The organism is Mesorhizobium carmichaelinearum, assembly GCF_900199455.1.
Taxonomy (GTDB): Bacteria; Pseudomonadota; Alphaproteobacteria; order Rhizobiales; family Rhizobiaceae; genus Mesorhizobium; species Mesorhizobium carmichaelinearum.
Genome location: NZ_FZQR01000011.1, coordinates 228,453 through 251,481 on the forward strand (window position 1 = coordinate 228,453; position 23,029 = coordinate 251,481).

The window sequence follows — 23,029 nt, forward strand, 5'->3', positions numbered from 1 at the left end:
TCTTTGTGTGCCCTGCGACCCTAGCGGCGACCGGAAAGGTCGGGCGGCACCGCCCCGTCGACAAGGGACCTTATTCTGGCCTCTCAGGCCTTTCACGCCAGCCATGCCGGCGTGCCGTTCCGCGCAGATACGCGATCGCGCAATGGACGGCGCTCTCTACCTATGCGCTCAATGCCATGCTGAAAATGACCGATGTTGCTGCATAGAATGGACATGCGCGCGCTTTCCGGCAAAAATGACCGTTGATCCGTGCCGTGCGAATGAGGGGGCCTTTATGCGCCGAGCTTGCGAGCAGTGCGATGGAAACAACCCGCAATTGAGGCCCGTCTCCACGAAGCGGCTTTCCGTTCAGGTTTTGGTTCTTGGCTTCTTTTCCACTATAGCCGGTTGCGATCTATCCTCCTTTCATAAAGAAATATTGGCAAAATATTCTCATCCCGACGTTTATATTTGCAGCCCGAGTGGATTTGGTCAGCAGTCCAGTTGCACTCTGAAAGTTTGACATCCGCCAGGATCGCCCAAACCCGTCTTCATTTAGGTATATTTCCCGGGATATAAGCCAAGATGCGCAATGCAGTGGCGACATCGGCATTTCCCGGTGCCCAGCCCCCTGGCAGGCCGTCAAATGGCCGATCCAAACTGTTGATTTGCAAAGGGTATCCTCCTCGGACCCGCGCGGTATGGCATTGCGGGTCGAACCCACCCGAGGGTTAACCATTCGCAAATTGTTGTAGTTAACGAATTGCTAATTTAGTTGACTATGATCCCCACAGGTATATTTTCAATGCGTTGGGATGTGCAATTTGGGCGAGCAATCGACGATGATGGCACTGGGCACGTGATCGCGATTTTGGGGCGCGGAGACAGGGTAAGCGGCAGCACGTAAAGCGTGCGGCACCGGCCCGGCGAACCCAAAGAACAATTGACGCACATCAATGTTGGCGAATCCGCTGATGCGGAGGGTTTGTCACGTTCTGACGACGTAGTCGGGCTGTTGTCCCGGCTCGGCGGTAGCGTGCGCGTTGCGTAAGGGGCAAGCATGAGCAAGGTCATCAAGGTTCTGAAACTGGGATCCGGGATCGGTCAAAGAGAGCCGAACCAAAAACGACGTCGCGCCCTGGTTGCCGGGGGCGCGGGCTTCCTGGGGTCGCATCTGTGCGAACGCCTGTTGCGGGATGGGTATGATGTCGTCGTGCTGGACAATTTCCAAACCGGCAAGAGATACAATCTCAACGCCCTTCTGCGCGATCCTAGGTTCACCTGCATCGAGCATGACATCGTCGATCCGCTGCCTGTGGATCTTCAAGTCGACGAGATCTACAATCTCGCCTGCCCTGCCTCTCCGCCGCACTATCAGGCGGACCCGATCCATACGTTCAAGACAAGTGTGCTCGGTTCGCTGAACCTTCTGGAACTCGCGCGCCGGAACAATGCCAAAATATTCCAGGCCTCGACTTCGGAGGTCTATGGCGACCCGTTCGTGCACCCGCAGCCCGAGAGCTATTTCGGCAACGTCAACACGCATGGACCGCGGTCCTGCTATGATGAAGGCAAGCGCTCGGCCGAAACCCTGTTCTTCGACTATTCGAGGACATATGGGCTCGACATCCGCGTTGCCCGTATCTTCAACACCTACGGCCGCCGCATGCAGCCCGATGACGGGCGCGTGGTCTCGAACTTCATCGTCCAGGCGTTGCGCGGCGAAGACCTGACCGTCTATGGCAGCGGCCTGCAGACCCGCTCCTTCTGTTACTCAGACGATCTTATCGAGGGCTTCATGCGGCTGATGAATGCGCCGCGTGCGCCCGCCCATCCGGTCAATCTCGGCAACCCCGGCGAATTCACCATCATGGAACTCGCGACGCTGGTCGTCGGCTACACCAATTCTAGATCCAAGATCGTGCATCGGCCATTGCCGATCGACGATCCCAGGCAGCGCAAACCGGATATTTCCTTCGCCAGGGACAATCTCGGTTGGGAGCCGAGGATCAACCTGGCCCAGGGGCTCGCGCATACCGTCGACTATTTCGACACCTTGCTCTACGGCAGCCGGATGATCACCGGGGCCGCGGCTTCATGAGCCGACCGGCAATCCTGGTGACAGGTGGGGCGGGCTTCATCGGCAGTCACACCTGCAAGCTGCTGGCCACTGCCGGCTATCTGCCCGTGGCTTTCGACAATCTGTGCCGCGGCAACCGGAAATCCGTGGCCTGGGGTCCGCTTGTCGTGGGCGATATCCGGGACCGGGATGCGCTGCAAGCGGCGATCGGAACATACAGGCCGACCTCGGTCATCCACTTCGCGGCGCTGGCCTATGTTGGGGAATCCGTTGGCGAGCCGGCCGATTATTATTCGACCAATGTGACCGGCACCATCGCCGTGCTCGACGCGGCACGCGCACACGCCATTGAAAACATCATCTTCTCCAGCAGTTGCGCAACCTACGGCGTGCCGGAAGCGCTGCCCATTCGCGAGACCTCCGCGCAAAATCCGATCAGCCCTTACGGGCGCACCAAGCTGATTGGAGAGCAGATCATCGGCGACTATGCGTCCGCCTATGGGATGAAATTTGCGATCCTGCGCTATTTCAACGCCTGCGGTGCCGATCCCGACGGCGAGATCGGCGAGTGGCATTCACCGGAAACGCATCTGGTTCCCAGGGTGCTGATGGCGGCGTCAGGCATGATCGACGAAATCGAGATCTTCGGCACGGATTATGACACGCCGGACGGCACCTGCGTGCGCGACTATATTCACGTCAGCGACCTGGCCCGCGCCCACCTGAAAGCCCTCCAGCACCTCGAGGGCGGCGGACAAAGCCTGGCGGTCAACCTTGGCACCGGGCGAGGCGTTTCCATCAAGGAGATCGTGCAGGCGGTCAGCCGGATAACCTCAAGACCGGTTCCGGCCGTCTTCAGAGCCCGGCGCCCGGGAGATCCGGCCGAACTCTATGCCGATGCGAGCCAGGCGCGCGCGCATCTTGGCTTTGTGCCGCAGCTTTCCGACATCGACACGATCGTCAGGACGGCAGCGCCGTTCTTCGGGCTGCAGACGAAACCAGTGAAACTGCCGCCAAGCCAGGCGGCAACATTCGTCGCGGCTGGATAGGTCAGAGATAGCGCGGGTGGCAACTTGCGAGTTGGCCAAATCCGCTGGGGCTGCAGATGTAAGGTGAACTGCCCAGCAACGCACCGTCATCGCCCGGATTGAAAGAGACTTTCACAGGCCCCGGCGTGCGAACTTTGATCGGCTGTGGCGATGTAAAAGCGTAGGCACTTTCAGTGGTCCGTACCGCGCTCGTCATCAGAATCTGAGGATCGCTTCTGAGCGAATGAACCGTGGACATGGCGTAGGCCGGCTGGACCGCGGGTCTGCCGCGGACCGGATGGACCACAGGCTTGATGAAGACCGCATCGGTTTTGGTCGCATCCAGGCCCTGACAACCTGCAACCGCAGAGATCATCGCCACAGCCGCAACAATAGATACTATATTTTTGCTTGGGCCAAATGCGCCCATTGCGGATTTGCTCATCATGTGTCCCTTGTTATCAGTATGAGCCAAGGGCGCATCGCGACATACTATGCCTTCGTCGCTTCCACGCCGCGTGGGCAACCACTCGCACATCACGCATGAACATTAGACATCACTAATTATTAAATTTAATGAAAATCCTATGGTAGGCCCACCGTCACTTCGTCCGTCAGTTGCAATTGAATGCGATCAATCAGCAGTCGGCGCGTCGACTGCTCCAGCCGAACCGCTTGATGCTTGACCATAAGCGATTCGCAAGTTCCCCGACAGGCACCAGGCAAAGCAGCCCGCTGTCAAAACAGGAAGGATTTGGGGTTGCTCAACCCGCCGCGACGGGCCTGGAGCGAAACGCACAATCGCTGACTGCGCCGACGCTCATGCAAGGAACCACCGGCTCAATATGGCTGAAACCGACCTAATTCTTGGAATCGATCAGCTTGCGGGTCTCCTCGAACTGCGCGCCCTTGGTGTCGCCCACTTCGAATTTCCGATACTCGTCTGAAGGGTCCTCAGGGGTTCGTTTGAAACTGTACCATACCCCATCCGGATCCTTGCGCTGCTGAATTGCTCCACCCTCGATGCGGTGGCTGTAGCAGGTGCGCTGCTGCTTGCCCTTGTAGCTCTTGGACCGCCAGGCGACCTCCATGCACATCTTGCCGTCTTTGGTCACCAGCCACCTGCCCTCGGCGACAGAGGCTGAATCCTGCCCCGAAACCCAGGCCCGCAGGGGGCGGCCGGTCTGTCCAAAATAGGCTGCTCCGTCTTTCCACAGCCAAGTGTGGTCGGCGTAGAGACGTTGCAGCTCGAAAGCCGTCGGCACGGTGGCGGCGGCTTCCGCAAGCTTGGGGTTCTTTTCGTTGGCGGCTTGAGCCGCTCCGGAAAGCGCCAACTGGCCACAAACGACCAGCAGAGGCACAAGCCAGACGCGCCTGGCAGGCCGGCCGCGTTCCGGCTCTCTAGCTATGTGAGGCCAACGCAATCCGGTCGAAACTGTCGGCACAATCAGCGGTCGCATTCCGGTTTTCGCATCTCCAGCGTAGCGTCGACACGATCGTGACCGAGGACGCTACAGAGCGTCCCCCCTCGATGCGGCCCCGGGTTTCCGGGCGCGGTCAGCAGCTTGGCTTACGGGCATTAACAGTTGGGCAAAGACCGATGTCAACCTTTTGCGCCGTGGCGAGGAGCTTCAGACCGAGAGGCGACAAGCCTCCGGAACCACGGCCGATGTGAGACTTCGACGTCAAGCCACGAGGGTCGATCGAAGACGGTTCGAAGGCGTTTGTCGATTGGTATCGGCGCGAATGGAAATCCGGGCGTAAGGGGTGGCTGACGCGGCCCGCGCCGCCTCACCTCTCACGCCCGGATCCCAGTCCCCGGCCGAACTCTTCTTAGTTAGCGCGCGCGGCAAGTGGCGCGCTGGCCAAATCCACTCGGACCGCAGATCCAGGGGGAATGACCGAGGAACGGGCCGCCATTGCCTGGCTGGAAAGACACCTTCACTGGCGCCGGCGTGACGATCCTGGCCCGTTGCGGCCGCACGAAGGCGGCGTAGGCCGTCTCGGTCGTGCGTGTCACGCTGGTCGTCTGCATGAGGCGCTGGCGGCTGAACACATGACTCCGCTTCTTGCCGACGTAGTGGATCTTCTTGGCTGGCGCATGCACCGCGGGCTTGCCGGCGAGTGAGCCGGTCGTGGTCGCGTCCATGCTCTGGCAACCGGAAATCATCGAGATCAATGCAACAGCAGCCATAGACCAGGCATTTTTCCTGCCTTTGGCAGCCAAGCCCCTCATGAATATGTTCATCATCTATCCCCTGCCGATAAATGCAAGTCGATTGGACGCAGAGATATTTTTCTTTGGTGTCTTCCGCGCCGCGTGAACAGCCAACTGCCACTCACATCATGTCCGAATATTAGAGGATACTTATTAAAATTCGCGCAAACGGCATGGTCAGTGCCGCCTTTCGGCGCTCGATCGGATATTATTAAAATTTGATCTTATTCGCTCGCGCCTGAAGCTGAGGCAGGTCGCTGGCCGGCAATCGAGCCCCTCAATCAGGGTGAATGCAGTTCGGGAGAACTCTTTACGGGGGGATGAGTCTGGGCGTCAGCGCCGCGTTTCCCAACCTGGATCGAAGTAGAAGTTGCGGGTGCCGATATTGCCCTGGCCAGCACCGGAAACCACATAGGCGACGCGCACGATGCGCAAGCCGCCAGCGCCTTGCTGCAGCCCGTAGACGCCCTCCATGCCACGGTCGTAAAAACCCATCGCCGGCACGACGAGCGCCAACATGGCGAGCGAAGCCTGCAAGGCGAGTTTCGTCACATTCGCACGCAGGGGGATACTGTTCTCGATGACATGCCTTACGACGATGACCAACACCAGGAGCCCGTAGAGGAAGGCGTTGAGGGCGGCGAACCAGTAGAAGCCAGTGGCGTCGAAGGGGTGGTCAACGAGCAGGACGGGCAGCGCCGCACCGATCGCCAGCACCACATAGGGAAAGAAGGCGCGGAGCGGAATCAGGCTCTTTGGGCCACTGCCCTTTGGCGTGACGCGGAAATCCACGAAAGACTTCGTCAGATAGTCGCGCAGCGACGACACCGTGCCGGCCAGCACCCACGGCCAGCGCGCGAAGAAGAGGAACAGCGTGCCTTCCCAACTTATCGTCTTGGCCGTCATCGGTCGCGAGAGGCCGAATGCCTTCAGCATCATTACAAGGCCAACCAGGGCGCCGGCGTTGGGCAGATAGTAGAAGAGGAAGTCGGCATACATGACATTGGCGAAGTTGCGCCCGGTGAACAGCGCATACATCGGCATTGCGTACATCAACAGCGCAAAGACGGCGAACAGCGGATACCAGAGCTGGCAGAACAGGAACTGGAACCGCAACCTCGGCGACAGCTTGGGAAAGTATGCGGGCGAATATTCGAGCAGGATTGTCATCAGGCTGCGCGACCACTGGAATTCCTGGGTGACAAGATCGGCAAAGGTTTGCGGGCCGTCGCCGTGGGCAATGGCATCCATCGCATGCACGCCGCGCCATCCGGCTGCGTTGATCAGCATGGAGGTGGAATGATCCTCGGCCAGTTCCGGACCGAGACCGCCCGCCTGCTTCAGCGCCCTGGTCCGCACGGCGTAATGTGAGCCGATGCAGAGCGGCGCCCCGCCGCCGGTATGGCCGGATTGCAAGGGGCCGTGGAACATCCCTTCCGGAAACAGCCGGCCGCGCGCCGACCAGCTTTCGGCGGCATTGTTGTCGCAGATGCTCGGCGCCGAGACATAGCCGACCGCGGGATCGGCGAAGGGATAAAGGATTTCCCTGAGATAGGTCGGCGTCGGTACATGGTCGGCGTCCATCTGCGCGACGAAATCGTAACGCTCATAACCATAGTGGTCGTAGAAGAACGCCAGATTGCCTTCCTTGCAGCGCGTGCGGCGCGGCCATGTCTTGCGGTGATAGTCTTCCCTGCCGCGCCGCGTCGAAATCAGTACGCCGTGAGCATTGCACCAGGCGATCGTGTCTTCGGAGGGATCCTCGTCGGCAAGCCAGGTATCATGCGGGTAGTCCTGCGCCAGCATTGCCTCCAGCGTTCGCGCAACCACGGCAAACGGTTCCGATGGGGCCTTGGTGACAACCATCGCGACCCGCGAACCCTTTGGGACACTGTAAAGCTTTGAAGGTTTCCGCGACGCGTGCACGTTGAGCAGGAAATACATCGGCATCAAGGTCAGCCAGGCCAGCACGAGTGTGGCAAAGGTGAACGGTCCGATGTGTTCGATATGTTCCGGCTTCAGCCACCAGACCCAGAAAAAACCGAGGGTGACGAACCAGAAAGCCAAGCCTGCCCGCAGGATCCATTGCTGGGCTGGAGAAAGTACGGGCACGAGAAAAGGAGCCTTCTGCGCCGCGTTGGCCAGAGCCGACCCGGGCCGCGTTGCCTGTGTGCTCGTACGGCCGATGATGCCTACGTCTAAACTCATACCCTTACACGCCGCCACTTTGGGCTGCAGCCAACGACTGCTGCAAGGCCCTTAAATCCCCGCAGCAGAATCGGCCGTCGTTCCGTTAGTGTCAACTAAATTAAACATTGCTTAACCATGCTTCTTGAGCATTGGTTAACCTACCCCCCTTGAGCCGGAGCCCAAATTTTTCGGCACGACGGCCAATGGTCGACTCCGGAATAGATCCGGTGAAATTTTCAGCGTTGGGAAATAGCCGATTGGCCAAAGGCGCCCGGTGGGATTCCGGCAAGTCGGTCCATTAACCATGCCGAGCGAATCATGGTTAATCAACCGTTAATTGTACTTGACTCTTAACCGGGACCGGCTCTTAAATTAGCTAGGGATGATATATCGGAATTAGACGCGAATTTGTGAGTATCGCGGCGAGTCTTGTCTCTCGATGCCCTCGTATCGGTGCCTAGAGAGATGATTTCATGGCGGGATTTGTGCGTAGCACTGCCGCCAACAGTCGCTCCGAAATCCCACAGATTCCGCCGATAAAGCCGATCGGGTTTTGGATGGTTCGTGTCGATCACTCGTCGACACGCGGGCGAGGCTTCGACTTCCGCAGGATATCGAAGCCATGGGAGCTTAAGATGAAACATACCGCAGTAAGTGCGCTTGCAATGGCGTTGGCTTTGGGCGGGAGCGCAGCGTTCCCAACTCTGGCGGGCGCCGGCTCAGCAGCCGTGACGGATCCCGTTCATACGAGCAGCGCCGCTTCGGCGTTCGGATCCTATGATCCCTACGGGGATTTCAGCGCCGACAAGAGTGCCAGCATCGAGGAGCTCTTCCTGCCCTGGGAAGACGTCGACCTGGCGAGCCTACCCTTGGCCGATGCCTATGCGCTTCAGCGAAACCGGTCGCTGTTGATCACCATCGAGCCTTGGACCTGGTCGAAGGACTGGCGCATCACCCCGAGCGAACTGCGCGACGGCATATTGAGCGGCAAATATGACGCAAACATGCAGGCAATCTGCAACCTGGTGGGAGCCATGAAGAGCCCCGTCACCATTCGCTGGGCGCAAGAAATGGAGGACAAGAACGGCCGCTTCACTTGGGCCAACTGGGCACCCAAGGACTGGATCGCCGCCTATAAGCGCGAGGTCGATCTGTGCCGCAAGGCTGCTCCAGCCGCCAAATACATGTGGTCCCCCAAGGGTGAAGAGGGTCTGGAGAAATACTACCCTGGCGACGACTACGTCGACGTCATCGGCCTGTCGGTGTTCGGCCTGCAGAAAAAAGACAATGACGAAAAGGGGCGTGATCGTACGTTCGCCGAGGCGCTGAAGCCCGGATATGACCGCGTCGCGGGTTTCAACAAACCGATCCAGGTGGCGGAGCTCGGCTATGTCGGGCAGCAGGAATATGTTTCGCAATGGGCGGCCGATTCCCGCAAGTCCTATGCGGAATTTCCAGCCCTGACGTCGGTCGTCTACTTCAATCAGAAGGAAGTGTGGCCATGGTTGGGTGGCTATGGGCTGCCCGATTGGAGGGTTACCCAGCACGTCTTGCCCTAGACCTCGTGCACCGGGTGCAAATGCAAGCGTAAAAATTGGGTGTGACGTAGAGTTGTAGGGGCAGAGTCGTGAAACGAGTGTTGGGGAATTCCATTGGAACGGCACTTGCCTGTTCCATAGCACTCTTGTTTTGCCAGCTTCCGGCGGCAGCCAAGACAGCGGCGCAAGTCGCCGAACTGGCCAAGCAGGCCGAAGCGGTGCCCGACGAAGGCATCTACCAGATGTATCAGAACCGCTCGTGGCTCTGGGGCCGAAACGGCGCTGGATATTTTGCCGTGCAGCGTCGTCAGTTCAGCGCCTGGACTTCGGACAAGGGGAAGTTGGGCTACGGTGACGGTATCTGGTTCATTCCTGGAGGAGGCAAGCTTTGCTTCCGTGCGAAATGGCATGGCGCGGGGGGCGACTCCAACGCCCTCACCTGCTTCGAGCACCGCCAGGCCGGCAAGGTGCTCTTCCAGCGCAAGTTACCGGATGGCGACTGGTACGTCTTCAGGAGCTCGCATCGCAACTCGGCGGACGAGTTCATGAAATTGAAATACGGCGACTATGTCAGCCGGAAACAGAAACGGATCAAGGCAAGCGAATAAAGCCTTACTATCGGCGGCAAATCGCCGACCAAAGCGCATCGCGTTGATGCGCTTTGGGTCTTTTCTTGCATGCAGGGTGCCAGAGCCGTTCGCCGTTTCACGGAAACGGCGAACGGCTCTAACCCTTTGTTTTGACGCAATTCCGAACGGAAAACCGCTCACACTTTTCCTGGAATTGCTCTAAGCCTTGCGCTCCCAGCGGCGGTCTGACGTCTGCTGCCAGTAGGTCACGGCGTGGCCGGCGTCCTTCATCGTCTTCCAATGCCCCCTCGCCGCCTCGACCTGGGCAGTGTCATGGCCATCGAACAGGAACACTGCACGCTCGTAGCCGGCGAGGTCTGATGGTACCGCGCCGTCGACCAGGAACCTGATTTTGGCTTCGTTTGGATTGCTGTCGCCGGTGGTCAACAAGACAGGCTGTTCGGTGGGATAGGCCTCGCGATCGGTCGCGTGCGCCAGGAAGGAATCGTCGCGGAAGGTCCACAGATGCTGGTCGAGCGCGTCGCGCCGTTCCTCGGTGCCGGTCTGCACGACGGCGCGCCAGCCACGATCGACGCTGCGCTCGAGCAGGCCCGGCAGCGCATCCTCCAGCGTCGATTCGGTCAGGTGATAGAACAGCACATCAGCCATGGATCAAAGTCAGCTCTCGTAGTGATCGCGCACCAGCCGGTCGAGCAGCCGCACGCCGAAGCCTGAACCCCAGGACTGGTTGATCTCGTTCGATGGCGAACCCATGGCCGTACCGGCAATGTCGAGATGCGCCCAGGGCGTGTCCTTGACGAAGCGCTGCAGGAATTGTGCGGCGATGATGGCGCCGCCATAGCGGCCGCCGATGTTCTTCATGTCCGCGTTCTTGGAATCGATCAGCTTGTCGTATTCGGCGCCAAGCGGCATGCGCCACAGCCGCTCCTGCGTCGCCTGCCCCGCCGCCGCCAGCCTTTCCGCCAGTTCGTCATTGTTGGAGAACAGGCCGGCATAATGCAGGCCGAGCGCGACCATGATGGCGCCGGTCAGCGTCGCCAGATTGACCATGAATTTCGGCTGGAAGCGGTCGTTGCAGTACCACAGCGCGTCGGCCAGCACGAGGCGGCCCTCGGCATCGGTGTTGAGCACCTCGATGGTTTGGCCCGACATCGAGGTGACGATGTCGCCGGGGCGCTGGGCATGGCCGTCGACGGCGTTTTCGACCAGGCCGATGATGCCAACCACATTGGCTTTCGCCTTGCGCGCGGCCAAGGCGTGCATCAGCCCGGTTACCGCGGCGGCACCACCCATATCGCCCTTCATGTCCTCCATGCCCGATGCCGGCTTCATCGAATTGCCGCCGGTGTCGAAGGTGACGCCCTTGCCGACGAAGGCGACCGGGCTGTCCTTGGGTTTGCCGCCACTCCACTGCATGACGGCCATGCGCGCGCCACGCGGCGAGCCTTGCGCGACGCCGAGCAGCGAACCCATGCCGAGCTTCTTCATTTCCTTTTCGGTCAGGATCTCGACCTTGACGCCGAGCGTCTCGAGTTCCTTGGCACGGGCCGCGAACTCGATCGGTCCCAGCATATTTGCCGGTTCGTTGACGAGGTCGCGCGCCAGAAGCACGCCGTCGATCACCGCCTCGGCATCCGCGAAGGCCTTCTTGGCGCCTGCCGGGTCGGCGGTGTGGATGGTTACCTTGACCGGCTTCTTCGGATCGGCCTTTGCGTCATCCTTGTCCTTCCTGGTCTTGTACTTGTCGAAGGAATAGCTGCGCAGCAGGATGCCTGCCGCAAGGTTGGCGGCATCCTTGCCATCCGCCGAGGCGCCGACCAGATCGAGCACCACTGAAACGTCGGTTGCCTTGCGCAGCGACGCTGCAATGGTGCCGCCCAGTTTCAGCCAGGCATATTCATCGAGCCCCGCCGCCTTGCCGGCACCGACTGCGACCAGCCTGTCGAGCGACGTTGCTTCCGGCGCCAGAATCTCGACGACGCCGGCGAACTTGCCGGTGAACTCGGCCACCGGAAAGGCCCGTTCCAGCGACTTGCCGGGATCGTAAGCCCTGGCCGCGTCGCTCAGGCCGCCGTCATCCGCCGACAGCACGAAGACGGTGCCCTTCCTGCTCGCCGCCGTCTGAGGCGCGGCGAATTTTGCAAAGGCGATCGACGGTCTCGGGTTCATCATGTCCTGCTTTCGGGGATTGCGCAATGGTACGCGAAGCGGTTTGAAACGATCCGCGACATTTGGTCGTTTTCCGGCATTTGGCAAGACTTTGCCAAAATGGCTACCCATATGACAGTTGGAATCGATGGCGATTCGTCGCGGCACGGCCCCGCTTCATGCCGCAACCTGTTGTTAACCATCGATGTTTTCCCTTTCTTATCCATTCCCTCCGACACTCCGGTCCATTGCGGCACGCGACGTGGGACCGGAACCGGATCGCCTGCCTGATCGAGCCCATCGGAGCCAGTTGTGCGGGCGCCGCCGGGCGGCTACCCTTAGCGTGGTGGCATGATGCCGTTCGAGCAAATCGAGTAAAGCCTTCATGAAGGTCGTTGAACGCTACATCATGCGCCGCGCTTTCGTGGTCTTCCTGGCAGCGCTGGTCTGGACGCTGGCCATCGTGTGGACCACGCAGGTGCTGGCCAAGATCGATCTGGTTACCGACAGCGGCCAGTCGTCGCTGACCTTCTTCGAGGTCGCCGCCCTCATTCTTCCCTCGATCATCCCGATCGTCGTGCCTTTCGCATTGGTGGTGGCGGTCGCCCAGACACTCAGTGTCATGAATTCGGATTCCGAACTGGCCGTCGTCAACGCCGCCGGCGCCTCGCGCTGGACGATCGTGCGGCCAATCATGCTTCTGGCCCTCGCAGCCAGCGTTTTTTCCTTTGCCGTCGACAATGGCATCGACCCCTATGCACGGCAGAAGAACCGCGCCCTGGTGGCGGAGTCGCGCGCCGATCTGTTGTCGTTGATCATCCAGGAAGGCACGTTCCGCAAGATCGAGGAGGGGCTGTTCCTGCAGATTGGCGAGCGGCTTCCCGATAACAAGCTGGGCGGCATCTTCGTCGCCGATTCGCGTGAGGAAGGCGTCAATCTCGTCTATTACGCCAAGACCGGCAGCGTCGTCGAACGCGGCGGCGAAAAGGTGCTGATGATGAATGACGGCGTCATCCACCGCAAAACGCTGACCGGCGACCTCAGTGTCATCCGGTTCACGTCCTATGCCTTCGACATGTCGGCCTTCATGGCGGCGGCCTCCGAAGTGACGCTGCTGCCGAAGGACCAGACAACCCAGTACCTGCTCAATCCAAGCCCCAACGACAAGAATTTTCAGCAAAACCCGCAGCAGTATCGGGCCGAGGTCGACCAACGATTTTCGGAATGGCTGTATTCCATGGTGTTCGCGCTGATCGCGCTTGCGGTCGCAGGCGATGCGCGCTCGCATCGCGAGGCACGCGTCAATCCTTTGATCACGGCCATCACCATATCGCTGTTCGTGCGCTGGCTGGGTTTCTTTGCCGCCAGCAAGGCCGATGAAGTGCCGCAATATGCCTATATGGTCTATGGCGTGCCCATCGTGGCTTCGGCAGTGGCGATCTGGTTCATCGTGTCGAACCGGACCATGGAACTGCCGGTGGCCTGGGCGGACTGGATGACGAACATTGCCGGCCGCGTCGGTGACGGCTGGAACGCCCTCAAGCTGCGTTGGTCCAGGCGCGGCACTTCAGGCCAGGAGATCGGCTGATGGGCTGGACGCTGGGCCGTTACTTCTTCTTCCGCTACGTCACGATCACGATCTGGTTCTTCCTGGGCCTGCTGGCGCTGGTGTTCCTGATCGATTTCACCGAGCTGTCCGGCCGCACCACCGGCCTGCCCGGCTTCACCTACGGAACGGCGGTGGCCATTTCGGGCCTTCGCATGCCGATGATCATGCTGCAGACGGTGCCGTTTGTCGGCCTGTTCTCGGCAATGGCGACACTGGTTTCGCTCAACCGTCGCTACGAATTGGTCATCGCGCGGTCCGCCGGCGTTTCCGCCTGGCAATTCCTTTTGCCATGCTGCGTCGGAGCGTTGCTGTTCGGCTTTGTGTCGGTCGGGCTCATCAACCCGCTCGCCGCGCACGCCTTCTCCTTGTCCGAGCAGATCGAGACGCAGTTGCGCTCCGGCAAATCAAATACGGTTTCGGCCGATGCCGCCCCCTGGATTCGCCAGAAAACCGGCACCGGCGACACCATCATCGGCGCGCGGGCCATCCTCAACCAGGGCCTGGAGATGTCCGACGCCGTCTTTTTCGTCCTCGACCAGCAAGGCAACATCGTCGAGCGCAAGGATGCCGCGCGTGCTTACCTGCGGGATGGCTATTGGGATTTGCAGGATGTGAAGACCTTCAGGAACGGCACCATCCAGCCCGCGGCAAGCGATCGTGTGCCGACCAATCTGAAGCCTGAATTCGTGCAAGAGCGGCTGGCGCGCCCGGAGACCATTCCGTTCTACGACCTGCCTGGAAAAATCGAGGTTGCCCGTTCCTTCGGCCTCAAGGCAAATGCGTTTGCCATGCAGTTTGATTCGCTGGTGGCGTTGCCGTTCCTCCTCGTCGCCATGACGCTGATTGCGGCAACAGTTTCAATGCGATTTGCGAGGATGGGACAATCGGCAACGATGATTCTGGGTGGCGTCGTTGCCGGGTTTCTGCTTTATGTCGTTTCGGTGCTGGTGAAGGCATTCGGCGTGGCGGGGTTCGTGCCGACCGCCATAGCCGCCTGGGTGCCGGTCGTGGTAGCTATGTTCTTCGGGGTGACTTTCCTGCTATACAAGGAAGACGGCTAGTGAGGGAGGCGTTTTTGCCCAGCAACAGGCAGGCCAATTTGGCGCGCCTCTATGCGGCGAGCGCCTTGGCGTGCCTGCTTGCCTGCGCCGTGCCATTGCCCGCGTTCGCGCAGGAAGTCGGCAAGATGGCGACCAATGTTCCGTCCGGCTCGCAGATGCTGCTGGCCGCCGACACACTGGAGTACAACAACGACAACCAGACGGTGACCGCCGTCGGCGGCGTGCAGATCGACTATGGCGGCAACCGCCTCGTCGCCCAGAAGGTCGTATATGACCGCAACACCAAGCGGATGGTTGCCACCGGCAATGTTGAGATCGTCAACAGCGACGGCACCAAGATCAATTCGCAGCATATCGATATCACCGACGATTTCGCCGACGGTTTCGTCAACGCACTGCGCGTTGAAACCATCGACAAGGCCTATTTCGCCGCCGAAAGCGCCGAGCGCATGGGCGGCGTGCTGACCACATTCCACAATGGCGTCTATACCGCCTGCGAACCGTGCGAGGACAAGCCCGACAAGGCGCCGACCTGGCGCGTGAAGGCCAGGAAGATCATCTGGAACGGCGAGAAGAAGACGGTTCGCTTCGAGAATGCGAATTTCGAATTCTTCGGCTTCCCGCTCGCCTACCTGCCGGCGTTCGAGATCGCCGACCCGACGGTGAAGCGCAAGAGCGGCTTCCTGATCCCGGGGATCAGCTACAACAGCCACCTGGGATACAGCGTCAAGGTTCCCTATTATTTCGCCCTTTCGCCGACTTATGACCTGACGGTGACGGGAAGCGGCTACACCAAGCAGGGCTTCCTCGGAGAGGCCGAGTGGCGCCAGCGCTTCAACAATGGCGCATACAGTTTGAAGATCGCCGGAATCCAGCAGCGGGATCCGGACGCCTTCATCGACAGCGCCGGGCGCAACGTCGATTCGGGCGCGGCGGGCGATCCCAACAAATTCCGCGGCATGATGGGCACGCAAGGCCAGTTCGCCATCAACGAACGCTGGAATTTCGGCTGGGACGTGCTGCTGCAGACCGACAAGGACTTCTCGAGCACCTACAACATCGACAAGTACAATGCCGGCGTCCATCAGTCGGCGGTCTACCTGACAGGTCTCAATGGCCGCAACTACTTCGATGTGCGCGCCATGCACTTCGACGTGCAGGAAAATACACTCAACAGCAATATCGCCGCGCGCAGCAACCAGCAGCCATGGGTGCTGCCGTCGCTTGACTACGCCTATATCCCCGACGCGCCGCTGGCCGGCGGCCAGCTGTCGCTCAACGTCAACACGCGGGTCCTGCGCCGGAACCAGCTCGATCAGACTTTCAACGTCCCTTACAACGACGGCACGCCCGTGCAGCGCGTGCGCGGCATTGAAGGCGAATCCGGCCGTCTCACTGCCGAGACCGAGTGGAAGCGGACGTTCGTCACCGACGACGGACTGGTGCTGACACCGCTGCTGGCGCTGCAGGGCGACGTGGACTACCTCAATGCGTCATCGGGTTCGCTCGCAGCCATCAACCAGATGGCGGCGAATCCGCTGATAAATGCCAACGATGATATGCGGTCGTCGTTTGCCCGTTACATGGCAACAGCGGGCCTCGAAATGCGCTGGCCGATGCTGTTTTCGCTTGCCAGCGGATCGAGCCATGTCATCGAGCCGATGGCGCAGGTGTTTCTGCGCCCCAACGAACAGTATGTCGGCGGCCTCGCTGTTCCCAATGAAGACGCCCAGAGCATGGTGTTCGACGCGACCACGCTCTTCGAGCGCGACAAGTTCTCCGGTTACGACCGCATCGAAGGCGGTTCGCGCGCCAATGTCGGCGTCCGCTATTCCGGCTCCTATATCAACGGCTGGGGCACCAACGCGATTTTCGGCCAGTCCTATCAGATTGGCGGCGAGAACTCGTTCGCCGAGCCGGATCTGGTCAATGTCGGCGCCTATTCGGGCCTGCAGACCACCAAGTCCGACTATGTCGGCCTGTTTGGCGTCAACAGCCCGAACGGATTTGCAGCCTCCGTCAGCGGCCGCTTCGACGAACAGACCTTCGAGATGCGCCGCGCCGAGTTCAAGGCCGCCTATTCAGGCCTGCCGGTGTCGCTCAGCGCCAAATACGCCTTCATCCAGGCCCAGCCGCTCTACGGTTTCACCACCGACCGTCACGAGGTCACGCTGGGTGCATCGACGCACCTTGCCCAGAACTGGCGCGTGTTCGGGACAGGAACCTATGATCTGCAGGAAAGCCTGCTGGTCAAGGATGGGGTCGGCTTCGCCTACAACGATTCCTGCTTCACCTATCTGATGACGTACTCGCAGTCGCGTGACCTGAACACCAGGGAAGTGACGCAGAGCATCGGCTTCAACCTGTCGTTCCGCACCCTCGGCGACTTCGGCTCGTCGACCAGCGCAATCGACACCATCCAGTAGCCGGCGAGACATCGTTTCGCCGCATAGGGCTGGCACGGATTCGCGCACCCGGGAGAGGACGAAATTGGGCGGAACCGGGATAGAATTGGGATGCTAATGATGAGGAAATACCTCTTTTCAGCAGGGTTCGCGCTGCTTGTGGCGGCGACATCCGTGTCGATGACCGTCATGACGCCGCCGGCTTTTGCCAGCGAGATCAAGTACGTCGTCAACGACATACCCGTCACGTCAGGCGATATCGCGCACCGCGCCGCCTTTTTGAAGCTGCAGCGCAAGAAGGGCGATGCCGCCCAGGAAATGATCGACCAGACGCTGCGCCTTGCCGAAGCCAAGCGGCTTGGCATCCGTATCAGCGACGCCCAGGTCGAGGCCGCCTATCAGCGCTTTGCCACCAACAACAAGATGCAGCTCAGCCAGCTTGATGGCGTGATGGAGAAATCCGGCGTCGGCAAGGACCATTTCAAGGAGTTTATCCGCGCCCAGATGGCCTGGAACCAGGCCTTGAGTGCGCGTTACCATTCCGGCGAAGGCGGCAGCGTGACCGAACAGGACGCGGTCCGGCGCATGCTCGACAAGGGCGGGGCCAAACCGAGCGCCACCGAGTACATGCTGCAGCAGGTCATCTTCGTTGTGCCGGCCGCCGAACGCAGCGCGACGCTGGCCAAGCGCAAGCGCGAGGCCGATGCCATGCGCGCCCGCTTCAACGGCTGCAACACGACGCGCGAATTCGCCAAGGGCCTCATCGACGTCACCGTTCGCGATCTGGGCCGGGTGCTGGCGCCGCAATTGCCGCCGGACTGGGCCGAACAGATCAAGGCGACCAAGGTCGGTGGCGCCACCGTCACACGCGAGACCGAGCGCGGCGTCGAGTTCATCGGTATCTGCTCATCGCGCGAAGTGTCGGACGACAAGACAGCGCAGATGGTGTTCCAGAGCGAAGGCTCCAACGACAAGGCGGCTGACGATCTGAGCAAGAAATATGTCGACGAGCTGAAGGCGAAAGCCCGTATCGTCAAGCGCTGACGTGAAGAGCGCGATGACCGCGCTGGCACTGAGCGTCGGCGATCCCTCTGGCATCGGCCCCGAAATCGCCATCGCCGCCTTCCTGGCGCGCGAGGCAGTCGGCCTGCCCGCCTTCTATCTTTTGGCCGATCCGGCGCTGATCGCCTCACGGGCGAGGCAGCTGGGCGTGTCGGTGCCGATCGTCGAGACAACGCCGGTTGGAGCGGCGGAGGTTTTCGCCCATGCCTTGCCCATCGTTCCACTGGCGGCCCATTTCATCGACAGCCCCGGCCGGCCGGATCCGGCCAATGCGGCCGGCACCGTCGAGGCCATCGACCGCGCTGTCGCCGCCTGCCTTGCCGGCGACGCCGCAGCCGTGGTCACCTGCCCGATCGCCAAGAAGCCGCTCTACGACGCAGGGTTCCGCTTTCCCGGCCACACCGAGTATCTGGCGCATCTGGCGGCGCGGCACAGCGGTGTCGACGCAATGCCGGTCATGATGCTGGCGGGCCCCGACCTGCGCACGGTTCCCATCACCATCCACATCGCTCTGGCCGAGGTGCCGAAGGCCCTGACCACCGAGCTGATCGTCGCGACCGCGCGCATCACCGCGGCGGACCTCGCCAACCGCTTCGGCATCGCCAGGCCGAGGCTTGCCATTGCCGGCCTCAATCCGCATGCCGGCGAAGGCGGTTCCATGGGCCTGGAGGATGAGCGCATCGTGCACCCGGCAGTCGACATCCTGCGTGCCGAAGGCATCGATGCTTTCGGCCCGCTGCCGGCCGACACGCTGTTCCATGCCCGGGCGCGGGCAGGCTATGACGCAGCACTTTGCATGTATCACGACCAGGCATTGATCCCGGCCAAGACGCTGGCTTTCGACGAGGCGGTCAACGTCACGCTCGGCCTGCCCTTCATCCGCACGTCGCCCGACCATGGCACCGCTTTCGATATCGCCGGCAAGGGCGTTGCACGACCGGACAGCCTGATCGCGGCGCTGAAGCTCGCCAGGAAGCTCGCCGACACCGACGCAAAGGCCGTGGCCGCATGAGCGCTGCCGTTTCGGGTTCGAACGCATGAGCATCGATGGGTTGCCACCGCTGCGCGACGTCATCGAGCGCCATGGGCTGCAGGCGAAAAAGGCGCTTGGCCAGAATTTTCTGCTCGACCTCAATTTGACCGGCAAGATCGCACGCAGCGCAGGCGACCTGACAAACACTGCGGTGATCGAGGTTGGTCCAGGACCTGGCGGCCTGACAAGGGCGCTGCTTTCCAACGGCGCCCGCCGGGTCGTCGCTATCGAACGCGACGAACGCTGCCTGGCTGCCCTTGCCGAAGTCTCCGCTCATTATCCCGGCCGGCTGGAGGTGATTTCCGGCGACGCGCTGAAGACCGACTTTGCCGCCCTCGCCTCCTCGGCTGCCCAAGACGGCGGTCAGGTGCGGATCGTGGCCAATCTGCCTTACAACATCGGCACCGAGTTGCTGGTGCGGTGGCTGACGGTCCCGGACTGGCCGCCTTTCTACGCTTCGATGACGCTGATGTTCCAGCGTGAGGTGGCCCAGCGCATCGTCGCCGCACCCGGCAGCGATGCCTATGGCCGGCTCGGCGTGTTGGCCGGCTGGCGCACGCAGGCCAGGATCGCCTTCGACGTGCCACCCCAGGCCTTCACACCGCCGCCCAAGGTCACCTCGTCGGTGGTGCATCTGGAGCCACGTGCGACGCCCCTGCCCGCGGATGTGAAAAAACTAGGCCGCGTCACCGAAGCCGCCTTCGGCCAACGCCGGAAGATGCTGCGACAGAGCGTGAAAAGCCTGGGCGGCGAGGCCTTGCTCGAGCGCGCGGGCATCGATCCGACCCGCCGCGCCGAAACGCTCAGCGTCGAGGAATTTGTGCGACTGACCAATGCGGTGTAGCTCTCTTCGCCCCGTTTACGGGGTCCGAAGGACGGGTCGAGACAGGCGGCTCGACCCCTGATGCCGGCAGGCAGATGAGGGCGGCGCGAACTTTTCGTAGACATGGTGCTGCCCCTCACCCGGCCCTTCGGGCCACCTTCTCCCCGTGAACGGGGAGAAGAAAAAAGAGAGGACTCACTCCGTCTTCTCGTCCAGCAAACCGGAGACGAAATCGAACAGACCGGGCCGGCGGTCGCGCCGCAATCGTTCGGCGACGACGATGCCACGCACTTCGGCGAAGGCGCGGTCGAGATCGTCATTGACGATGACGAAATCATATTCCTTCCAGTGCTCGATCTCGTTGCGGGCGTTCTTCAGCCGCGTCTCGATCACGGCTTCCTGGTCCTCGGCGCGGCGCTTCAGCCGCGCCTTCAATTCCTTCATCGACGGCGGCAGGATGAAGATCGAGACGATGTCGGCGCGCATCTTCTCCTTGAGCTGCTGTGCGCCTTGCCAGTCGATGTCGAACAGCATGTCGCGGCCTTGCGCCAATGCCAGTTCGGCGGGTTCGCGCGGCGTGGCGTAGCAATTGCCGTGCACCTCCGCCCACTCGAGCAGCGCGTCGGAATCGCGCAGCCGCTCGAACTCGCGCATGGTGCGGAAATGGTAGTGAACACCCTCGATCTCCGAGCCGCGGCGCGGCCTTGTGGTGACCGAGACCGACAGTTCGAGGCTGGAATCGCTTTCCAGGAGGTTGCGCGCGATCGTCGACTTGCCGGCGCCCGACGGCGACGACAGCACAAGCATCAGCCCCCGGCGGCGGATGCGGGACCCCAAATCCCTGGGAACCATCGGTTCCTTGGCAACCATCGGCTACTCCAGATTCTGGACCTGTTCACGAAACTGGTCGACCACGGCCTTCAGCTCCAGCCCGATCGCGGTGACGGCGGCGGCGTTCGACTTCGAGCACAGCGTATTCGATTCGCGGTTAAATTCCTGTGCCAGAAAATCGAGCTTGCGGCCGACGGCGCCGCCGCCCTCGAGCAGGGCCCGGCCAGATGCGACATGTGTTTTCAGCCGGTCGATCTCTTCGCGAATATCAGCCTTGGTGGCGAGGAACGCCGCCTCCATGTGCAGCCGGCTCGCATCCAGATTGGCGGAAGCGTCCATCAGCAGCCTGACCTGCTCGGCGATGCGTTCACGGATCGCCGCCGTCTCGCGAGACGGATCCGCCTCCGCGCGCAGCGTCAGTGTCTCGATGGCATCGATGTGGCCGGACAGAAGCAAAGCCAGGGCCGCACCCTCGCTTTGCCGCGCCTGCTCCAGCCCTTTCAGCGCCACGTCGAGCGCTGCCATGATGGCGATGTCGAGCGCGGCGCGCGCCTCTTCGGTTTCGACGGTTTCAGGAATGTCGAGCACGCCACGCAACGACAGCAACCCGTCAGCCGTCGCTGGGGCAACGCCGAATTGTTCCTGCAGCCGCTTGGCGAGACCCGCAAGGTCTTTCAGAAAGACCTCATTGACGACGGGTTGCGCCTGCGCACCGGCGGCGCGGCCGATGGTCAGCGTCGCCTGGAAATTGCCCCGGGCGAAACGCTTCTGCAGCGTTTGCCTGACCGCCGGCTCCAGCCGTTCGAAACCTTGCGGCAGCCGCAGCCGCACCTCGACGCTCTTGCCGTTGACGGACTTGACCTCCCAGGCGATCGAAGTGCCGTCATGCTCGGCGACGGCACGCGCAAATCCGGTCATGCTCTGCAAATTCATGTCGCCTGCACACCCCTGGCGCATCACCCCAAACCAGTTTTCCGGACAGGGGCAAGTGCCGCGTTAAAATGACCACGCCGTGGGTGCGTCGAAATCGGACGCGTGGCGTTTCTTTCAAATGTCAGGCTGCCGCCTTCCGGGCAACGCCTTTTTTATCTTACTGGGCGTCGCCCGCATCGCCGCCGGCATCGCCATTGTCGCCACCGGTGCCGTCGCTGCCATCGGCAGGCTTGTCGGCAGCAGGCTTATCGGCAGTGCCGTTGGCACCAGCGGCAGCCTTAGCCGCGTCATCGGCCTGCTTCTTCTGCAACGCACGATAACGGGCGACGTTCTCATTGTGCTCGTCGAGCGTCGCGGCAAAGACGTGCCCGCCCGTGCCGTCGGCGACGAAATAGAGATCGTCGGTCTTTGATGGATTGGCCACGGCCTCAAGCGCCGCACGGCCCGGATTGGCGATAGGCGTCGGTGGCAGGCCATTGATCACATAGGTGTTGTAAGGCGTCTGCTTCTGGATGTCCGACTGGTAGATCGGGCGGTCGGCGGGCTTTCCCTTGCCGCCGAACAGACCATAGATGATGGTCGGATCGGATTGCAGGCGCATGCCCTTGGCCAGCCGGTTGAGGAAGACGGCGGCGACGCGCGAACGTTCATCACCCCTGCCGGTTTCCTTCTCGACAATCGAAGCCAGGGTGACGAAGTCCTCGATATTGGCGAGCGGCAGGTCTGGCGCGCGCCGCTGCCATACCTCGTCGACCAGCTTCTTTTGATCGGCCACCAGCTTGTCGATCATCTGCTGGCGCGTCGCGCCGCGCGTGAAGCGCAGCGTGTCGGTGGCAAGGCTGCCCTCGGGGGGCGTTTTCGCCGGCATGTCGCCGCTCAAGGCGGGTTCGTCGGCGATACGCTGCAGGGCCTGGTCAACCGTCAGCCCTTCCGGAATGGTCAGCGAGTACATCACCGACTTGCCACTCTTCAAAAGCTCCATGATGTCGCGCATGGATGCCCTGGGCTTGATCTCGTATTCGCCGGCTTTGAGTGCGGAATCGTTGCCGAAGGCGCGCACGCCGAGGCGGAAGACGCGGGCGTCGCTGATCAGTCCGCGGCGCTCAAGCTGGTCGGCGATGTCCGCGACGCCGGTGTTCGGCTTGACCAGGAAGGTGTCGCCATTGGCTGAGGGACCGGCTTCGGTGAATTCCTGCTTGCCGAAGTAAAGTGCTGCGCCCGCCGCCAGAACCATCAGCATCACCAAGGAGATGACGAAGTTCATGAACACGACGACCTGGCTGCGCGAAGCGCGCGAGCGCTTCGGCGGCGGCGTTCCGGCTTCCGGCCGCAAGGCCTCGCTGGCTGTCTTCGGCACGATCGGCCCGGTGTTCGCCGGCCTTTGCCCGAATTCTCCGTTGCCCGACGGATTTGTGTTCATCTTGCCCTACCGTTTGATCGCCCAACGAATCCCCTGCGGCAGAGTAGGGGCGAATATGGCAAAATTGACGGCACACCGAAG

At 61.4% G+C, this 23,029-nt stretch carries 20 protein-coding genes; 11 read left to right on the plus strand and 9 right to left on the minus strand.

Annotation, left to right across the window (positions count from 1 at the left end; all coding sequences use genetic code 11):
• The first annotated feature begins 1,039 nt into the window (after positions 1-1,039).
• Together CKW40_RS25060 and galE are read left to right on the plus strand one after the other, a co-directional pair.
• Positions 1,040-2,080, plus strand: a complete 1,041-nt coding sequence (locus CKW40_RS25060) for a UDP-glucuronic acid decarboxylase family protein (RefSeq protein WP_095202514.1) — start codon at positions 1,040-1,042, stop codon at positions 2,078-2,080.
• Complete coding sequence (gene galE / locus CKW40_RS25065; protein ID WP_095202515.1) at positions 2,077-3,108, plus strand: UDP-glucose 4-epimerase GalE; 1,032 nt, start codon at positions 2,077-2,079, stop codon at positions 3,106-3,108. Before CKW40_RS25060 ends, galE begins: the two co-directional genes overlap by 4 nt.
• Position 3,109: 1 nt before the next feature.
• Here the strand turns inward: galE and CKW40_RS25070 are convergent, their stop codons facing one another.
• From CKW40_RS25070 to CKW40_RS25080, 3 genes are all read right to left on the minus strand, one after another.
• On the minus strand, positions 3,110-3,532 hold the full coding sequence (locus CKW40_RS25070; RefSeq protein ID WP_095202573.1) for a hypothetical protein: 423 nt from the start codon (positions 3,530-3,532) through the stop codon (positions 3,110-3,112).
• A 415-nt stretch (positions 3,533-3,947) separates the two neighbouring features.
• Positions 3,948-4,547 (minus strand): DUF995 domain-containing protein, encoded by a 600-nt coding sequence (locus CKW40_RS25075; RefSeq protein WP_095202516.1) that lies wholly within the window; start codon positions 4,545-4,547, stop codon positions 3,948-3,950.
• A 377-nt stretch (positions 4,548-4,924) separates the two neighbouring features.
• Positions 4,925-5,236 (minus strand): hypothetical protein, encoded by a 312-nt coding sequence (locus CKW40_RS25080; RefSeq protein WP_244571279.1) that lies wholly within the window; start codon positions 5,234-5,236, stop codon positions 4,925-4,927.
• Between CKW40_RS25080 and CKW40_RS44680 the strand changes: the two genes are divergently transcribed.
• Positions 5,235-5,411 carry a hypothetical protein gene (locus CKW40_RS44680; protein WP_244571280.1) on the plus strand — a complete coding sequence of 59 codons (177 nt, stop codon included), beginning with the start codon at positions 5,235-5,237 and terminating at the stop codon, positions 5,409-5,411. The genes CKW40_RS25080 and CKW40_RS44680 overlap by 2 nt on opposite strands.
• A 227-nt stretch (positions 5,412-5,638) precedes the next feature.
• Here CKW40_RS44680 and CKW40_RS25085 read toward each other — a convergent pair whose 3' ends face one another.
• Positions 5,639-7,513, minus strand: coding sequence for a glycosyltransferase family 2 protein (locus CKW40_RS25085; protein WP_095202518.1), 1,875 nt, complete (start codon positions 7,511-7,513; stop codon positions 5,639-5,641).
• A 617-nt stretch (positions 7,514-8,130) separates the two neighbouring features.
• On the opposite strand from CKW40_RS25085, the gene CKW40_RS25090 reads away from it, so the two are divergent.
• Both CKW40_RS25090 and CKW40_RS25095 read left to right on the plus strand, forming a co-directional pair.
• The gene (locus tag CKW40_RS25090; RefSeq protein ID WP_095202519.1) at positions 8,131-9,054 is read left to right on the plus strand and encodes a glycoside hydrolase family 26 protein; all 924 of its coding nucleotides are present in this window, start codon (positions 8,131-8,133) and stop codon (positions 9,052-9,054) included.
• Between the two features lie 68 nt (positions 9,055-9,122).
• Positions 9,123-9,641, plus strand: coding sequence for a DUF995 domain-containing protein (locus CKW40_RS25095; RefSeq protein ID WP_095202520.1), 519 nt, complete (start codon positions 9,123-9,125; stop codon positions 9,639-9,641).
• A 180-nt stretch (positions 9,642-9,821) separates the two neighbouring features.
• On the opposite strand, the gene CKW40_RS25100 is transcribed toward CKW40_RS25095, so the two are convergent.
• Positions 9,822-10,271: a DNA polymerase III subunit chi gene (locus tag CKW40_RS25100; RefSeq protein ID WP_095202521.1), complete on the minus strand. Its 450-nt coding sequence runs from the start codon at positions 10,269-10,271 to the stop codon at positions 9,822-9,824.
• 9 nt (positions 10,272-10,280) lie between these two features.
• Positions 10,281-11,792: a leucyl aminopeptidase gene (locus CKW40_RS25105; RefSeq protein ID WP_095202574.1), complete on the minus strand. Its 1,512-nt coding sequence runs from the start codon at positions 11,790-11,792 to the stop codon at positions 10,281-10,283.
• A gap of 364 nt (positions 11,793-12,156) precedes the next feature.
• Between CKW40_RS25105 and lptF the strand changes: the two genes are divergently transcribed.
• From lptF to rsmA, 6 genes are all read left to right on the plus strand, one after another.
• A complete protein-coding gene (lptF, locus tag CKW40_RS25110; protein WP_095202522.1) occupies positions 12,157-13,359 on the plus strand; it encodes an LPS export ABC transporter permease LptF in 1,203 nt (400 codons plus the stop codon).
• Positions 13,356-14,441: an LPS export ABC transporter permease LptG gene (gene lptG / locus CKW40_RS25115; RefSeq protein ID WP_179298109.1), complete on the plus strand. Its 1,086-nt coding sequence runs from the start codon at positions 13,356-13,358 to the stop codon at positions 14,439-14,441. The genes lptF and lptG overlap by 4 nt, the downstream gene beginning before the upstream one ends.
• On the plus strand, positions 14,441-16,867 hold the full coding sequence (locus CKW40_RS25120; RefSeq protein ID WP_179298102.1) for an LPS-assembly protein LptD: 2,427 nt from the start codon (positions 14,441-14,443) through the stop codon (positions 16,865-16,867). Before lptG ends, CKW40_RS25120 begins: the two co-directional genes overlap by 1 nt.
• Before the next feature lie 90 nt (positions 16,868-16,957).
• Entirely contained in the window at positions 16,958-17,890 is a 933-nt protein-coding gene (locus CKW40_RS25125; protein ID WP_179298103.1) for a peptidylprolyl isomerase, read from the plus strand.
• A 13-nt stretch (positions 17,891-17,903) separates the two neighbouring features.
• A complete protein-coding gene (gene pdxA, locus CKW40_RS25130) occupies positions 17,904-18,920 on the plus strand; it encodes a 4-hydroxythreonine-4-phosphate dehydrogenase PdxA (RefSeq protein ID WP_179298104.1) in 1,017 nt (338 codons plus the stop codon).
• A 25-nt stretch (positions 18,921-18,945) separates the two neighbouring features.
• A complete protein-coding gene (gene rsmA, locus CKW40_RS25135) occupies positions 18,946-19,785 on the plus strand; it encodes a 16S rRNA (adenine(1518)-N(6)/adenine(1519)-N(6))-dimethyltransferase RsmA (RefSeq protein WP_095202525.1) in 840 nt (279 codons plus the stop codon).
• Positions 19,786-19,959: 174 nt separating this feature from the next.
• Here the strand turns inward: rsmA and gmk are convergent, their stop codons facing one another.
• The 3 genes from gmk to mltG form a co-directional block, all read right to left on the minus strand.
• Positions 19,960-20,616 (minus strand): guanylate kinase, encoded by a 657-nt coding sequence (gene gmk / locus CKW40_RS25140; protein WP_095202577.1) that lies wholly within the window; start codon positions 20,614-20,616, stop codon positions 19,960-19,962.
• Positions 20,617-20,637: 21 nt separating this feature from the next.
• Positions 20,638-21,528, minus strand: coding sequence for a YicC/YloC family endoribonuclease (locus CKW40_RS25145; RefSeq protein ID WP_095202526.1), 891 nt, complete (start codon positions 21,526-21,528; stop codon positions 20,638-20,640).
• Between the two features lie 157 nt (positions 21,529-21,685).
• Positions 21,686-22,948 (minus strand): endolytic transglycosylase MltG, encoded by a 1,263-nt coding sequence (gene mltG, locus CKW40_RS25150; RefSeq protein ID WP_095202527.1) that lies wholly within the window; start codon positions 22,946-22,948, stop codon positions 21,686-21,688.
• Positions 22,949-23,029: the final 81 nt, after the last annotated feature.

What these genes read in the sequence shown, in the direction of transcription:
- CKW40_RS25085 (WP_095202518.1), bottom strand. Translation starts at nt 7,513, where the DNA reads ATGAGTTTAGACGTAGGCATCATCGGCCGTACGAGCACACAGGCAACG.
- CKW40_RS25080 (WP_244571279.1), bottom strand. Translation starts at nt 5,236, where the DNA reads ATGGACGCGACCACGACCGGCTCACTCGCCGGCAAGCCCGCGGTGCAT.
- CKW40_RS25125 (WP_179298103.1), top strand. Translation starts at nt 16,958, where the DNA reads ATGCTAATGATGAGGAAATACCTCTTTTCAGCAGGGTTCGCGCTGCTT.
- CKW40_RS25145 (WP_095202526.1), bottom strand. Translation starts at nt 21,528, where the DNA reads ATGAATTTGCAGAGCATGACCGGATTTGCGCGTGCCGTCGCCGAGCAT.
- CKW40_RS25070 (WP_095202573.1), bottom strand. Translation starts at nt 3,532, where the DNA reads ATGAGCAAATCCGCAATGGGCGCATTTGGCCCAAGCAAAAATATAGTA.
- CKW40_RS25090 (WP_095202519.1), top strand. Translation starts at nt 8,131, where the DNA reads ATGAAACATACCGCAGTAAGTGCGCTTGCAATGGCGTTGGCTTTGGGC.
- lptF (WP_095202522.1), top strand. Translation starts at nt 12,157, where the DNA reads ATGAAGGTCGTTGAACGCTACATCATGCGCCGCGCTTTCGTGGTCTTC.
- CKW40_RS25100 (WP_095202521.1), bottom strand. Translation starts at nt 10,271, where the DNA reads ATGGCTGATGTGCTGTTCTATCACCTGACCGAATCGACGCTGGAGGAT.
- galE (WP_095202515.1), top strand. Translation starts at nt 2,077, where the DNA reads ATGAGCCGACCGGCAATCCTGGTGACAGGTGGGGCGGGCTTCATCGGC.
- CKW40_RS25105 (WP_095202574.1), bottom strand. Translation starts at nt 11,792, where the DNA reads ATGAACCCGAGACCGTCGATCGCCTTTGCAAAATTCGCCGCGCCTCAG.
- pdxA (WP_179298104.1), top strand. Translation starts at nt 17,904, where the DNA reads ATGACCGCGCTGGCACTGAGCGTCGGCGATCCCTCTGGCATCGGCCCC.
- mltG (WP_095202527.1), bottom strand. Translation starts at nt 22,948, where the DNA reads ATGAACACAAATCCGTCGGGCAACGGAGAATTCGGGCAAAGGCCGGCG.
- CKW40_RS25075 (WP_095202516.1), bottom strand. Translation starts at nt 4,547, where the DNA reads ATGCGACCGCTGATTGTGCCGACAGTTTCGACCGGATTGCGTTGGCCT.
- rsmA (WP_095202525.1), top strand. Translation starts at nt 18,946, where the DNA reads ATGAGCATCGATGGGTTGCCACCGCTGCGCGACGTCATCGAGCGCCAT.
- CKW40_RS44680 (WP_244571280.1), top strand. Translation starts at nt 5,235, where the DNA reads ATGCTCTGGCAACCGGAAATCATCGAGATCAATGCAACAGCAGCCATA.
- gmk (WP_095202577.1), bottom strand. Translation starts at nt 20,616, where the DNA reads ATGGTTCCCAGGGATTTGGGGTCCCGCATCCGCCGCCGGGGGCTGATG.
- CKW40_RS25060 (WP_095202514.1), top strand. Translation starts at nt 1,040, where the DNA reads ATGAGCAAGGTCATCAAGGTTCTGAAACTGGGATCCGGGATCGGTCAA.